The 14294-nt window shown below is 70.1% G+C and carries 13 protein-coding genes; 12 read left to right on the top strand and 1 reads right to left on the bottom strand.

The window, feature by feature from the left end:
• The first annotated feature begins 37 nt into the window (after nt 1-37).
• From ATC03_RS11260 to ATC03_RS20595, 3 genes are read left to right on the top strand one after another with little or no spacing between them, the layout of a single operon-like run.
• Nucleotides 38-853, top strand: a complete 816-nt coding sequence (locus ATC03_RS11260) for a Pr6Pr family membrane protein (protein WP_198168705.1) — start codon at nt 38-40, stop codon at nt 851-853.
• Nucleotides 846-1502: a DsbA family oxidoreductase gene (locus tag ATC03_RS11255; RefSeq protein ID WP_067876960.1), complete on the top strand. Its 657-nt coding sequence runs from the start codon at nt 846-848 to the stop codon at nt 1500-1502. The genes ATC03_RS11260 and ATC03_RS11255 overlap by 8 nt, the downstream gene beginning before the upstream one ends.
• Nucleotides 1499-1675, top strand: coding sequence for a hypothetical protein (locus ATC03_RS20595; RefSeq protein WP_156997154.1), 177 nt, complete (start codon nt 1499-1501; stop codon nt 1673-1675). The genes ATC03_RS11255 and ATC03_RS20595 overlap by 4 nt, the downstream gene beginning before the upstream one ends.
• Before the next feature lie 6 nt (nt 1676-1681).
• Here the strand turns inward: ATC03_RS20595 and ATC03_RS11250 are convergent, their stop codons facing one another.
• Complete coding sequence (locus ATC03_RS11250; protein ID WP_067876946.1) at nt 1682-2161, bottom strand: aminoacyl-tRNA deacylase; 480 nt, start codon at nt 2159-2161, stop codon at nt 1682-1684.
• 92 nt (nt 2162-2253) lie between these two features.
• Between ATC03_RS11250 and dusB the strand changes: the two genes are divergently transcribed.
• The 9 genes from dusB to ATC03_RS11205 all read left to right on the top strand — a co-directional run bounded on the left by dusB (nt 2254) and on the right by ATC03_RS11205 (nt 14273).
• Complete coding sequence (dusB, locus tag ATC03_RS11245) at nt 2254-3411, top strand: tRNA dihydrouridine synthase DusB (protein WP_067876942.1); 1158 nt, start codon at nt 2254-2256, stop codon at nt 3409-3411.
• Nucleotides 3412-3413: 2 nt separating this feature from the next.
• A complete protein-coding gene (locus ATC03_RS11240) occupies nt 3414-4673 on the top strand; it encodes a deoxyguanosinetriphosphate triphosphohydrolase (RefSeq protein ID WP_227820077.1) in 1260 nt (419 codons plus the stop codon).
• A 96-nt stretch (nt 4674-4769) separates the two neighbouring features.
• Nucleotides 4770-6686 carry a DNA primase gene (gene dnaG / locus ATC03_RS11235; RefSeq protein WP_067876936.1) on the top strand — a complete coding sequence of 639 codons (1917 nt, stop codon included), beginning with the start codon at nt 4770-4772 and terminating at the stop codon, nt 6684-6686.
• A gap of 201 nt (nt 6687-6887) precedes the next feature.
• Nucleotides 6888-8516 carry an ABC transporter substrate-binding protein gene (locus tag ATC03_RS11230; RefSeq protein ID WP_067876933.1) on the top strand — a complete coding sequence of 543 codons (1629 nt, stop codon included), beginning with the start codon at nt 6888-6890 and terminating at the stop codon, nt 8514-8516.
• 89 nt (nt 8517-8605) lie between these two features.
• Nucleotides 8606-9697, top strand: coding sequence for an ABC transporter permease (locus ATC03_RS11225; protein WP_067876931.1), 1092 nt, complete (start codon nt 8606-8608; stop codon nt 9695-9697).
• 1 nt (nt 9698) lies between these two features.
• Complete coding sequence (locus ATC03_RS11220; RefSeq protein WP_067876929.1) at nt 9699-10778, top strand: ABC transporter permease; 1080 nt, start codon at nt 9699-9701, stop codon at nt 10776-10778.
• Nucleotides 10775-12463 carry a dipeptide ABC transporter ATP-binding protein gene (locus ATC03_RS11215; protein WP_067876926.1) on the top strand — a complete coding sequence of 563 codons (1689 nt, stop codon included), beginning with the start codon at nt 10775-10777 and terminating at the stop codon, nt 12461-12463. The genes ATC03_RS11220 and ATC03_RS11215 overlap by 4 nt, the downstream gene beginning before the upstream one ends.
• A complete protein-coding gene (locus tag ATC03_RS11210) occupies nt 12463-13320 on the top strand; it encodes an ATP-binding cassette domain-containing protein (RefSeq protein WP_067876925.1) in 858 nt (285 codons plus the stop codon). The genes ATC03_RS11215 and ATC03_RS11210 overlap by 1 nt, the downstream gene beginning before the upstream one ends.
• The gene (locus ATC03_RS11205) at nt 13317-14273 is read left to right on the top strand and encodes a D-isomer specific 2-hydroxyacid dehydrogenase family protein (protein ID WP_227820076.1); all 957 of its coding nucleotides are present in this window, start codon (nt 13317-13319) and stop codon (nt 14271-14273) included. The genes ATC03_RS11210 and ATC03_RS11205 overlap by 4 nt, the downstream gene beginning before the upstream one ends.
• Nucleotides 14274-14294 lie beyond the last annotated feature (21 nt).

The raw sequence follows: 14294 nt of genomic DNA, 5'->3' as shown, positions 1-14294 counted from the left end.
CGTGGCCCCGCGTGCCGCCCGCCGATACGCTGGCCGCGTGACCGCTTCCACCGAACCCGTCGTTCGCACCTCCACCGGCCCGAACCGGGCATTCGTGCTCCTCTGGGCGGTGCTCCGCACGGCGATGGCCGTCGCGATCATCGCGGCCGTGGTCGTGACCTACCAGGGCTCGAGCGGCTTCTGGGCCGCGCAGGGCTTCGCCGACCTCGTCACGTTGAACGTCAACTTCTTCAGCTACTTCACGATCGAGTCGAACCTGCTCGCGACGGCCGTGCTGCTCATCGGCGCGGGCCTCGCGGTCGCGCGGCGGCTGCCCGATCCGAGTTGGTTCGCCGTGCTGCGGGCGTGCGCGACCACGTACATGGCGATCACCGGCATCGTCTACAACCTGCTGCTGCGCGGCCTGCCGGTCACCGGCGGCGGCGACGCCCAGCCCTGGACCAACGAGGTGCTCCACGTGATCGCCCCCGCGTTCCTGGTGCTCGACTGGCTGCTCGCGCCGGGGCGCCGTCGGCTCGAGTGGAACCGGGTGTTCGTCGTGCTCGCGTTCCCCATCACGTGGGTGGTCTACACGCTCGTCCGCGGCCCGCTCGTGTACGACCAGGTCAAAGCGGTGCAGAGCTGGTATCCGTACCCGTTCCTGAACCCGGCCCTGCAGCAGAACGGCTACCTCGGGGTCGCATTCTGGGTGCTCGTGATCTCGGTGGCGTTCGCCGCGGTGGCCTCGCTCGTCGTCTGGGTCACGCGGCTCGGCGGGGGGCATTCGGGCCGAGCGGATGCCGCGGCATCCGAATCGCGGATCGAACCCGGGAATACGGATGCATCCGCATCGGTTTCCCCTCATCGTGAGTGAACCCATCAAGATCGACATCTGGTCCGACATCGCCTGCCCCTGGTGCTACATCGGCAAGCGCCACCTCGAGGCCGGCCTCGAGGCGCTCGGCGCCGACGCACCCGACGTCGAGATCGAGTACCACTCGTTCGAGCTCTCGCCCGACACCCCGCTCGACTTCGAGGGCTCGACGGTCGAGTACCTCGCCGAGCGCAAGGGCATGCCCGTCGAGCGCGTCGAGCAGATGCTCGAGCACGTCACGGGCGTCGCCGCGAACGCCGGACTCGACTACCACTTCGAGAAGGTCGCGCACACGAAGACCCTGAAGGCGCACGAACTGCTGCACTTCGCGAAGGCGCACGGCAAGCAGCTCGAGCTCAAGGAGCGCCTGCTGAAGGCGTACTTCGTCGAGGGCGGCCGCGTGAACCGCATCGACGAGCTCGTGGGCTTCGCCTCCGACGTGGGGCTCGACGCCGACGCGGCCCGCGAGGCGCTCGACTCCGGTCGCTTCGCCGCCGACGTGCAGGCCGACATCGCGCAGGCCGGTGCCTACGGCATCCAGGGCGTGCCGTTCTTCGTCATCGACGGCAAGTACGGCATCTCGGGCGCCCAGCCCGCCGAGGTCTTCACCCAGGCGATCTCGCAGGTCTCCGGCGAGCGCGTCGCGTGACCGACGTGCAGCAGCAGGGCGCGCCCGCGGCATCCGATGCACCGATGCCGGTGACGGATGCCGCGGCGTCGCCGTTCACGATGGTCGCGGGCGACCCGTCGGCCATGGTGTGCGAGGGCGACGTCTGCTTCGTGCCCGGCACATCGGCGGTCTCCCTGCCGCCGGTCGAGTAGTCGCCGCTACTCGGGGTCGCTGAGGTCGGCGACGACCGCGTCGAACGCCTCGATGAGCCGGTCGGCGTCGACGAAGAGGCTCCGTCCGTGCTCGCCGGCGCCCATCGACACGCGGCGTCCGACGACCGACTCGTCGATATAGACCGGCCACGCCGTCGTCGACCCGAGCGGCGTGATCGTGCCGCGCTCGTAGCCGGTCGCGGCGAGCGCGAGCGAGGCATCCGGAAGCTGCAGCTTGTTGACGCCGACGAGCGCGCGGAGCTTGGGCCACGAGATCTTGCGGCCGCCGGGCACGAGCGCGAACAGGTAGGTGTCGTCGCTGCGCTTGACGACGAGCGACTTCACGATGTCGCCGGGCGAGATGCCGAGCAGCTCGGCCGCCTCCTCGAGGCTTCGCGCGGCCGGTCGCTCGATGATCTCGACCTGGAGGCCACGGGCCTCCGCGTCGGCCCGCACCCGCTCGGAACCCGGGATCGTCTCGCTCATTTCGCCCTCCACAGCTCGTCTGAGGGAGAGCCTATGGCCGCGCGAAGCGGCCGAGGGCGGGATGTCAGCGGATTCTGGGAGAATCGACCGTGATGTCACTCACTTCCACGACCCCTGCAGGCCCGCTCACCATCGGCGGCCTCGAACTCGACGTGCCCGTCGTGCTCGCCCCGATGGCGGGCATCACGAACACGGCCTTCCGCCGACTGTGCCGCGAGTTCGGCGCCGGCCTCTACGTCTCCGAGATGATCACCTCGCGGGCGCTCGTCGAGCGCACCCCCGAGTCGATGCGGCTCATCACGCACCACGAGTCCGAGACGCCCCGCTCGATCCAGCTCTACGGGGTCGACCCGAAGACGGTCTCCGAGGCCGTCACGATGCTCGTCGCCGAAGACCGCGCCGACCACATCGACCTGAATTTCGGATGCCCGGTGCCGAAGGTCACGCGCAAGGGCGGAGGCGCCGCCCTGCCGTGGAAGACCGGGTTGTTCCGCGACATCGTCGAGGGCGCGGTCACGGCCGCGGGCGACATCCCGCTCACCATCAAGATGCGCAAGGGCATCGACGCCGACCACCTCACCTACCTCGAGGCGGGGCGCATCGCCGAGGGTGCGGGCGTCGCCTCCATCGCGCTGCACGCGCGCACGGCCTCCGAGTTCTACTCCGGCCACGCCGATTGGGCGGCCATCGGCAAGCTGAAAGAGACCGTCACGGGTGTGCCCGTGCTCGGCAACGGCGACATCTGGTCGGCCGAAGACGCACTGCGCATGGTCGCCGAGACCGGCTGCGACGGCGTGGTCGTCGGCCGCGGATGCCTCGGCCGGCCGTGGCTCTTCGGCGACCTCGCTGCGGCGTTCCGTGGCGAGACGCAGAACTTCTACCCGTCGCTCGGGCAGGTCGCGCAGACGTTCCGTCGCCACGCCGAACTGCTCACCGAGTTCTTCGACAGCGAAGAGCGCGGGTGCCGAGACATCCGCAAGCACGTCGCCTGGTACTTCAAGGGCTACCCGGTCGGCGGCGACCTGCGGGCGCGCCTGGCGACGGTCGAGTCGCTCGCGCAGCTCGATGACCTGCTCGGCAGCCTCGACTGGTCGATGCCGTACCCCGGCGAAGGTGCCGAGGGCCCGCGCGGTCGTGCCGGAACTCCGAAGAAGCCGGCCCTGCCCGACGGCTGGCTCGAGTCCCAAGAACTCGCAGGTCACGATCGCACGACCCTCGTCGACGCCGAGCTCGACACGAGCGGCGGCTGAGGGTGGCATCCGAGCGACTGTTCGGCGGTTATCACGATGTCGACACCGAGCGCCGGCACCCCGAAGAGCACACGAACCGCCGCAGCGACTTCGCGCGCGATCGCGCCCGCCTGCTGCATTCGAGCGCGCTGCGCCGTCTCGCGGCGAAGACCCAGGTGCTGAGCCCGACCGCGGGACTCGACTTCGCCCGCAACCGCCTGACGCACTCGCTCGAGGTCGCGCAGGTCGGCCGCGAGCTCGCCTCGTCGCTCGGGCTCGACCCCGACGTCGTCGACACGGCCTGCCTCGCGCACGACCTCGGGCATCCGCCGTTCGGGCACAACGGCGAGAAGGCGCTCAACATCTGGGCCGCCGAGATCGGCGGGTTCGAGGGCAACGCGCAGACCCTCCGCATCCTCACCCGGCTCGAGCCCAAGGTGTTCGACGCCGAGGGGCGAGGGTACGGTCTCAACCTGACGCGGGCGAGCCTCGACGCGAGCTGCAAGTATCCGTGGCCCGAGGCGACCTCGGTCGCAGACCCCAGCGGCCGCGCGAAGTTCGGCTTCTACCGCGACGACCTCGACGTCTTCACGTGGCTGCGACGCGGGGCACCCGAGCGGCGACTCTGCATCGAGGCGCAGGTCATGGACCTCTCCGACGACATCGCGTATTCGGTGCACGACTTCGAAGACGCCATCGTGAACGGCTACATCGACGTCGAAAGCCTCGGCGAACGGGTCGATCACGACGCGCTCGTCACCTCGATGTACGAGTGGATCGGCGGGGCCTACTCGCACGACGAGCTCATCGCCGCGTTCGATCGGCTCGACTCGCTCGAGGGCTGGCTGGAGTCCTGGAGCGGCAGCCGCCGCGATCAGGCGCAGCTGAAGAACCTCACGAGCCAGCTCATCGGCCGCTTCGCGCGCGCGGCCACCGAGGCGACCCGCTCGGCGTTCCCGCTGGCGAGTCTCATCCGGTTCGACGCCGACGTCGTCGTGCCGCGCGAGGTGCAGGCCGAGATCGCCGTGCTCAAGGGCATCGTCGCCGCGTTCGTGATGTCGCGCAACAGCCGCCAGCCGATCTACACGCAGCAGCGCGAAGTACTCGTCGAACTCGCCGACGCGCTGTTCGCGACCGGCGACCGCGATCTCGACCCCGGGTTCGCCGAGGACTGGGCCGCGGCCGCCGACGACACCGGTCGTCGCCGTGCGATCGTCGACCAGGTCGCGAGCCTGACCGACCAGTCCGCTCTGGCCTGGCACGAGCGCCTCGTGCGCCGGTGAGCCGGCCCGCTCGCACGCGCCCGCGCGGTCGCTCGGCCCGCCTCGAGTCGCGTCGCGCCGGCATCCGCCGCGCCGCGGCGATCTAGGATGAGAGCCATGGCCGGCCGAATTCGACAGAGTGACGTCGACGAGGTGAAGGCCCGCACGAACATCGCCGATATCGTCGGCGACCACGTGAGCCTGAAGTCGGCCGGCGTCGGCTCGATGAAGGGCCTCTGCCCGTTCCACGACGAGCGCAGCCCGAGCTTCCACGTGCGCCCGGCGCTCGGCTACTACCACTGCTTCGGCTGCGGCGAGTCCGGCGACGCGTACACCTTCCTCCAGCGCATGGACCACGTGTCGTTCACCGAGGCAGTCGAGCGGCTCGCCGGTCGCCTCGGGTACGAGCTGCACTACGAAGACGGCGGGCAGGCGAGCGATCACGGCAATCGCGCCCGACTGCTCGCCGCGAACCAGGCGGCCTCCGAGTTCTTCACCGAACAGCTCGGCACCGGCGAGGCCGAGGTCGGCCGCCGGTTCCTCGGCGAGCGCGGGTTCGACGCCGAGGCGGCCAGGCGGTTCGGCGTCGGCTTCGCACCGAAGAGCTGGGACGCCCTGACGAACCACCTCAAGGGTCGGGGCTTCTCGAGCGAGGAGCTCTCGGCCGCGGGGCTCGTGTCGCAGGGCGACCGCGGCGTCTACGACCGATTCCGCGGACGTCTCGTCTGGCCGATCCGCGACGTGACCGGGCAGACCGTCGGCTTCGGCGCTCGACGCCTGCTCGACGACGACAACGGGCCCAAGTACCTCAACACGCCCGAGACCGCGATCTACCACAAGGCCCAGGTGCTCTACGGGCTCGACCTCGCCAAGCGCGAGATCTCCAAGTCGCACCGCGTCGTGGTCGTCGAGGGGTACACCGACGTCATGGCCTGCCATCTCGCCGGCGTGACGACGGCCATCGCCACCTGCGGCACCTCCTTCGGCGTCGACCACATCAAGGTGCTCCGCCGCGTGCTCGGCGACGACTCCGGCCTGGGCGAGGTCGTGTTCACCTTCGACGGCGACGCGGCGGGCCAGCAGGCCGCGATGCGCGCATTCGCCGAGGAGCAGCGGTTCGCCGCGCAGACCTTCGTGGCCGTCGCGCCCGACGGGCTCGATCCGTGCGACCTGCGTCTCGCACGAGGCGACGGCGCGGTGCGCTCGCTCGTCGACTCCCGCACACCCCTGTTCGAGTTCGTGCTGCGGCACACGATCGAACGCTACGACCTCGAGACGGTCGAAGGCCGGGTCGCCGCCCTGCGTGCAGCTGCGCCGGTGATCGCCGACATCCGGGACCCCGCGATGCGCCCCGGCTACACGCGCGAGCTCGCGCGCATGCTCGGGGTCGAGCTCGCCGAGGCGACCAGGGCGATCCGGCAGGCGCAGTCCCGTCAGCGCGACGCCGGATCCGGGGGCGCTCGCGGCGCCGGCCGCGACGGCGGCTCCGGTGGCGGGCAGCAGGGCGGCTCCCGGGGCGTCGGGGGCGCGGCGGCGCAGGCGACCGAGGTCACCGAGAAGCCGTTCTCGATCGTCGACCTCCCGAGTGATCCGGCCACCAGGCTCGAACGCGATGCCCTGCAGGCGATGCTGCAGTTCCCGAGCGAGGTCGGCGAAGACCTGCTCCGGCACGCGATCGACTGCCGCTTCACGAACGCGTCGCTCGCCGTGGTGCGCGACGGCATCGCCTCGGTCCTGGCATCCGGCGAGACCGCCGTGAAGGTCGACCGGGTCGTCGACGAGGTTCCCGCGCCGTTCGCGGGCATCGTGCACCAACTGGCGGTGGCTCCGGTACCGCAGCGCGGCAATGCCGAGCTGTCGGTCTACGTGCAGAGCGTCGTGAGCGCGCTCGTCGATCGAGAGCTGCTCCGGCAGAAGTCGGAGCTGCTCGGGCGCCTGCAGCGCACCGACCGTGCCGACGTCGAGACGTATGCGGCGTTGCAGCGGGGGCTCGTCGAGCTCGAGCGGGAGCGCCGGGCGCTGCGAGGCGACTGACGCGCGCCGCGACATCCGTCCCTCCGATCTGCCGTCGGAACCCCGACTCGATCACGGTGACGTTGCAGATCGATAAACATTCGGGCTCCACGGTCGAAGACCCTGCGATGTTCGAGGCGTCGTGTGCTACTCATGGGGAATACGCACACGCGACGCGGTTCTTCCGCGCCCGCGTTTCCTGACAGGAAGAGGTAGACGGATATGTCATCCGCATCCACGAACCGACGCCGATCGCTCCTCGCGGTCGCCGGCGTCTCGGTCGCTGCGCTCGCGCTGGCCGGTTGCACCGCCTCCACCGGCGGCGACACGGCCGGCGGCACGCTGACCATCGGCACCACCGAGCAGGTCACGTCGCTCGACCCCGCCGGCTCGTACGACAACGGCTCGTTCGCCGTGATGAACCAGGTGTACCCGTTCCTCATGAACTCGCCGTACGGCAGCCCCGACGTCGAACCCGACATCGCCGAGTCGGCCGAGTTCACCTCGCCGACCGAGTACACCGTCAAGCTCAAGCCGGGCCTGAAGTTCGCCAACGGCAACGACCTGACGGCCTCCGACGTGAAGTTCACCTTCGACCGTCAGACCGCGATCGCCGACGAGAACGGCCCGTCGTCGCTGCTCTACAACCTCGAGTCCACCGAGGCCGTCGACGACACGACCGTCGTGTTCCACCTGCTCAGCGAGAACGACCAGATCTTCCCGCAGATCCTGTCGAGCCCGGTCGGCCCGATCGTCGATGAAGATGTCTTCTCGGCCGACTCGGTCACCTCCGACGACGACATCGTCAAGGGCAACGCCTTCGCCGGCCAGTACGTCATCACGAGCTACGACTTCAACAACCTGATCTCGTACAAGGCCAACGCCGACTACGAGGGCCTCCTGGGTGCCGCGAAGACCGACACGGTCAACGTGAAGTACTACACGGATGCCTCCAACCTGAAGCTCGACGTTCAGGAAGGCAACATCGACGTCGCGAACCGCACGCTCAGCGCGACCGACATCGAGGACCTCCGCGGCAACGACAAGGTGAAGGTCGTCGACGGCCCCGGCGGCGAGATCCGCTACCTGGTCTTCAACTTCAACACCATGCCGTTCGGTGCGACGACCCCCGAGGCCGACCCGGCCAAGGCGCTGGCCGTCCGCCAGGCGATCGCCGACCTCATCGACCGCGACGCGATCTCCGAGGACGTCTACAAGGGCACGTTCACGCCGCTCTACTCGTACGTTCCCGAGGGCCTGACCGGCGCGAACGAGGCGCTCAAGGGCCTCTACGGCGACGGCAACGGCGCACCCGACGCCGACAAGGCCGCCTCGCGCCTCGAGGCTGCGGGCGTCACGACGCCGCTGCCGATCTCGATCCAGTACGTGGCCGAGCGCTACGGACCGTCCTCGAGCGACGAGTACGCGATCATCAAGGAGAACCTCGAGGAGAGCGGCCTGTTCACGGTCGACCTGCAGTCCACCGAGTGGGTCCAGTACTCGAAGGACCGCACGGCGGACCTCTACCCGGCGTACCAGCTCGGTTGGTTCCCCGACTACTCCGACGCCGACAACTACCTGACGCCGTTCTTCCTCACGGAGAACTTCCTCGCCAACCACTACGACAACCCCGAGGTGAACGACCTCATCCTCGAGCAGGCCGTCACGGTCGACCCCGCAGCGCGTGAAGCCCTCATCGGCGAGATCCAGGACAAGGTCGCGGCCGACCTGTCCACGATCCCGTACATGCAGGGTGCTCAGGTCGCCGTGACCGGCGCCGATGTCGAGGGCACCGAAGACACCCTCGACGCGTCGTTCAAGTTCCGCTACGCGGCGCTTTCGAAGGGCTGATCCGACCGTCTAGGCTCGGTTGAAGCTCGACGACGGGGACGACTCGCACCTGCGGGTCGTCCCCGTTCCCCTGTACCCCTGAGGAACCCATGAGCACTGTCAACACCATCTCCACGGCGGAGGGGCCTGCGGCGCCACGCCCCAGAACGAAATCGGCGGGCGGTGGTTTCGCCAGATACCTGCTGGTGCGATTCCTGCTGATCTTCCCGACGATCTTCATCCTCGTCACGCTCGTCTTCTTCCTGATGCGCACGACCGGCGACCCGATCACGGCGGCGCAGGGCGGCCGTCTGAGCCCCGAGGCGCTCGCAGAGCTGCGCGCCGCAGCGGGCTACGATCGTCCGCTCCTGATCCAGTACCTCGAGTACCTCAGTCGCATCGCGGTCTTCGACTTCGGGTCGACGCTCACGACGAACCGCCCGGTCATCGATGTGCTGCTCACCTACGGACCCGCGACGTTCGAGCTCGTCTTCTACTCGCTGATCATCGCGTTCGCGGTCGGCATCCCGCTCGGCCTCGCCGCCGCCTACTACCGCGACAAGGCGCCAGACGCGTTCTTCCGGGTGCTCGCGATCTTCTGGTATGCGGTGCCGATCTTCTTCGCAGGCCTCTTGCTCAAGCTCGTCTTCGCCGTCTGGCTCAAATGGCTGCCCGTCGCGGGTCGCGCCAGCGTCGGCGCAGAACTGCAGATGCAGGCGCTGCCCAACAAGACCGGCTTCTACACGATCGACGCCATCATGACCGGCAATCCGGCGGTGCTCGGCGACGTGCTCTCGCACGTCGTGCTCCCCGGCATCGCGCTCGGGCTGCTGACCGCGGGCATCTTCCTGCGCCTCGTGCGCACCAACGTCATCGGCACGCTCTCCACCGACTACGTCGACGCCGCGCGCTCGCGCGGCGTCGCCGAGTCGCGTCTGCTGCGCAAGCACGCGTACCGCCCGGCGCTCATCCCGATCATCACGGTCATCGGCCTGCAGATCGCGCTGCTGCTCGCCGGGGCCGTGCTGACGGAGACGACCTTCGAGTGGAAGGGTCTCGGCTTCGCGCTGGCGGAGTTCCTCGAGTCCCGCGACTTCGTCGCCGTGCAGGGCATCGTCGTGCTGCTCGCGATCATCGTCGCATTGACCAACTTCATCGTGGACATCATCGCCGCGTTCATCGACCCGAGGGTGAGGTTCTGAGATGACCGCGGCATCCGCCACCGTCCCCGCCGCGCCGAAGCGGCGCCTGCGCGACCGACTGCCGGTCGTGCACCAGGTCCGTCAGAGCGTGGGCCTCCAGCGCGGCATGCTCGTCGCGGGCCTCGTCATGATGGGCGTGTTCATCCTGACGTCGATCCTGGCGCCGCTGCTCGCGCCCTACGGCTTCGCGCAGCGCAAGGTCGACGGCGTCGCCTTCGGCACGCAGCAGCCGCCCTCGATCGAGCACCCGTTCGGCACGACGGTCGGCGGGTACGACGTGCTCTCGCGCGTGATCTGGGGCACGCAGACGGCGATCATCGTGATCGTGGTCGCGGTGCTGCTCTCGATCTTCATCGGCGTCGCGCTCGGCCTCTACTCCGGATACTTCGGCGGATGGCTCGACCGCGTGCTCGTGGTGGTGTGCGACGCGATCTACGCGTTCCCGTCGCTGCTGCTCGCGATCGTGCTGTCGATCGTGATCTCGGGCGGCCAGTCCGACCTGTGGGGCGGCGTGCTCGCCGCCGCCGGCTCGATCACGGTCGTGTTCATCCCGCAGTACTTCCGCGTGATCCGCGCCGAGACGGTGCGCATCAAGGCCGAGGCGTACGTCGAGTCCGCGAAGGTGCTCGGCGCCTCGAACTCGCGCGTCGTGTTCAAGCACGTGCTCCGCAACGCGACCCGCACGCTCCCGCTGATCGTCACGCTGAACTCGTCCGAGGCGATCCTCACCATGGCCGCGCTCGGCTTCCTCGGGTTCGGCATCGAGCCGACGGCTGCTGCCGAGTGGGGCTACGACCTCAACAAGGCGCAGTCCGACGTCACGAGCGGCATCTGGTGGACGGCGCTCTTCCCCGGCCTCGCGATCGTGTTCACGGTGCTCGGCATCACCCTCGTGGGCGAGAGCCTCAACGACCTCGCCGACCCGCGCCTGCGCGGCCGTCGCCGGGTCGCCAAGGCCGCGGGCCAGGTCGCCGAGACCTCGGTCGTTCCCGGCGGCACGCTGGTGGCCGGGCCCGGAGGCCTGGCGGGCCTCGAAGACGGGGAGACGTTCGACGAGCACGGAATCGAGGTCAAGCCGTGAGCACGGTGGTCGACATCAGGAATCTCGGCGTCTCGTTCGCCACCGACGCCGGCGCGGTCAAGGCGGTCGACGACGTGTCGCTCTCGGTGCAGCGCGGCGAGGTGCTCGCGATCGTCGGCGAGTCGGGCAGCGGCAAGACCGTCACGGCCAAGACGATCCTCGGACTCCTGCCCGAGACGGCCACGACGAGCGGCGCGGTCGTGCTCGCCAATCGTGCCGGAACGCACGAGAACGACGTCATCTCGCTCTCGAAGCAGCGGCTCCGCGACGTGCGCGGCACCGATGTGGCCATGGTCTTCCAGGAGCCGTCGACGGCGCTGAACCCGGTCTACACGGTCGGCTGGCAGATCATCGAAGGGCTTCGCGCCCACGGCGAGATCTCGAAGGCGGATGCCAGGGCCAAGGCCGTCGAGATCCTCGGTCGCGTCGGCATCCCCGACCCCGAGGTGCGTATCGACCACTTCCCGCACCAGTTCTCGGGCGGTCAGAAGCAGCGCATCGTGATCGCCATGGCCCTCGTGCTCGAACCGGGGCTCATCGTCGCCGACGAGCCCACGACGGCGCTGGATGTCACGGTGCAGGCCGAGATCCTCGACCTGCTGCGTCGATGCCGCGACGAGTTCGGCGCCGCGATCGTGCTGATCACGCACAACATGGGCGTCGTGGCCGACCTCGCCGACCGGGTCGCCGTGATGTACCAGGGCAACCTGATCGAGCAGGCACCGGTCGACCAGCTGTTCGCGAACCCGCAGCAGGCGTACACGAAGGCGCTGCTCGCGGCCGTGCCGTTCGTGGGCCATGGCACGGCCCGCGCCGAGGCGCGTGCGGCCGCTCGCCCAGAGGGCTGGGCCGAGCAGACGCCGGTCGTGCAGGCCACGGGCCTCGAGATCGAGTACCCGGGCCGCTTCGGCAGTTCCGGGTTCCGTGCGGTGACCGGTGTCGACCTGTCGATCCGCCCCGGCGAGGTGCTGGGCCTCGTGGGCGAGTCCGGGTCGGGCAAGACCACCATCGGTCGGGCGATCGCGGGCCTCACGAAGGTCACCGGCGGGTCGCTCCGCGTGCTCGGCGCCGAGATGAACGGCATCCGCGAACGCGACTTCCGTCCGCTGCGCAGTCGCATCGGGTTCGTGTTCCAAGACCCGGCATCGAGCTTCAACCCGCTGCTCACGATCGCCGAGTGCGTCGCCGAGCCGCTCATCATCCACGGGCGTGCGCGCGACGCGCGCGGTGCCAGGGCGCGCGTCGACGAACTGCTCGAGGCGGTGCAGCTGCCGAAGGCGTACGGCGACCGCTACCCGCACGAACTGTCGGGCGGCCAGCGCCAGCGCGCGAGCCTCGCCCGGGCGATCGCGCTCGAGCCCGAGCTGCTCATCGCCGACGAGCCGACCTCGGCGCTCGACGTCTCGGTGCAGGCTCGCGTGCTCGAGCTGTTCGCCGAGCTGCAGCGCGAGTTCGGCTTCGCGTCGCTGTTCATCAGCCACGACCTCGCGGTCGTCGACATCCTGGCCGACCGCATCGCGGTGCTCTACCACGGCAAGCTCGTCGAGGAGGGCACGGGCAGCGAGGTGCTGGGTGCCCCGCAGCAGGCGTACACGCAGCGGCTGCTCGCGTCGCTGCCCGTGCCCGATCCGATCGCGCAGGCCGAACGCCGCGAGCAGCTCCGAGCCCTGCGGGCGGCCGACTGATGGCGCGCGCCGAGCACGGAATCCCGATCGTCGTCAGCGATCTCTCGCTCGAGTACCCGGCCAAGGGCCCGAGCCCGGCGCACGTCGCGCTGCACGGGCTCAGCCTCACGATCATGCCCGGCGAGGTCGTCGGCCTCCTCGGCAGCGCCGGCAGCGGCAAGAGCACACTCGCCAAGGTGCTCTCGGGCGTGGCGTTCGACCCGCGGTCGTCGGACTCCCGACCGGTCATCACGGGCGGCGAGGCCTCCGTACTCGGGCACCGCCTTCGCGGACTCTCCAAGCGTCACCTGCCCGAGCTGCAGTTCCATGTCGGCTATCTCGCGCAGGACGCCGGATCGCGGCTCACGGCCGATCGCAGCGTCGCCGAGATCATCGCCGAGCCGATCCTCGAACGCGACCGCCGCTACAACCGGCGCGCGCTCGAGACCCGGGTCGCGACCATGCTCGACAGCGTGCGGCTGCCGCTCGGCTACCTCGACAAGTACCCCTACGAGCTGAGCGGCGGCCAGCGCCAGCGCGTCGCACTCGCCAGGGCGCTCGTGCTCGGTCCGTCGGTGCTGATCGCCGACGAGCCCACCGCCGGCATCGACCTCACGGTGCGCGACGCGGTCGCCCAGCTCATCGGCGAGCTCCGCGAGCGCCAGCGCTTCTCGGCCCTGCTCATCAGCCACGACCTGCCCGTGCTCCGCAGCACGGCCGACCGCATCGCGGTGCTCGATCGCGGCAACCTCGCCGCACTCGGCACGATCGACGAGGTCTTCCACGATCCGAGCCACCCGTACGTCGCCGCGCTCGCGGGCGCCCTCGACGACGGCCACGCGATCATCGACGAGCTCGACGGCGGTCTCGGGGCGTGACGACGGATGCCGGTGGCACCCCGTCGATCGTCGGCGGGGTGTCCGTGCTCCCGCACGCCGACCCCTCGGTGGTCGACGCGGTGCGCCGTGCGGGCGGCGAGGTCGTGCCGATCGGCGACGCCACGCGCGGGATCGTGTGGGTCGCCGCCTCGGGGTCGGGCGAACTCGAAGACGTGCTGACGCGGCATCCGTCGATCTCGTGGGTGCAGCTGCCGTGGGCGGGCGTCGACGCGTTCGCCGACACCCTCGCGCAGCACCGCGACGACGGGCGCGTGTGGACGAGCGCCAAGGGCTCGTACGCGCGGCCGGTCGCGGAGCACGCGCTGATGCTCGCGCTGGCCGTGCTGCGCGAGGTGCCGCGGCGCGCCCGGGTCGTGGAGTGGCAGGCCGACGAGCGCGGTCGCAGCCTGTTCGGCCTGCGCGTCGTGCTCGTGGGCGGCGGCGGCATCACCGAGGAGTTGCTGGGCCTGCTCGCGCCGTTCGGCGTGCACGCGACCGTCGTGCGCCGACGCGCGGAGCCGCTTGCGGGCGCGGCGCGCACCGTGACGGATGCCGCGCTGCACGAGGTGCTCGGCGACGCCGACCTGGTGTTCCTGGCCGCCGCCCTCACCGACCGCACGCGCGGCATGATCGGGGCCGCGGAACTCGCGCTGCTGCCCGACGGGGCCGTCCTCGTGAACGTCGCCCGTGGCGGGCTCGTCGTCACCGACGCGCTCGTCGCCGAGCTCGCGAGCGGGCGCCTCGGGGGAGCCGGCCTCGACGTGACCGATCCCGAGCCACTGCCGCCGCGGCATCCGCTCTGGGAACTCGAGAACGCGCTCGTGACGCCGCACGTGGCCGACACCGAGGCGATGACGGTGCCCATGTTCGCGGACCGGGTCGAGGCGAACACCGCGGCCTTCCTCGGACGCAGCACTTGGATCGGGCGCATCGACCTGCACGCCGGGTACTGATCGCAGGGTCCGCGCCGCGGA

Source organism: Agromyces aureus, assembly GCF_001660485.1.
Taxonomy (GTDB): Bacteria; Actinomycetota; Actinomycetes; order Actinomycetales; family Microbacteriaceae; genus Agromyces; species Agromyces aureus.
The sequence above is the reverse complement of the archived record's forward strand: the minus strand, read 5'-3'. Positions and strand labels throughout refer to the sequence as shown.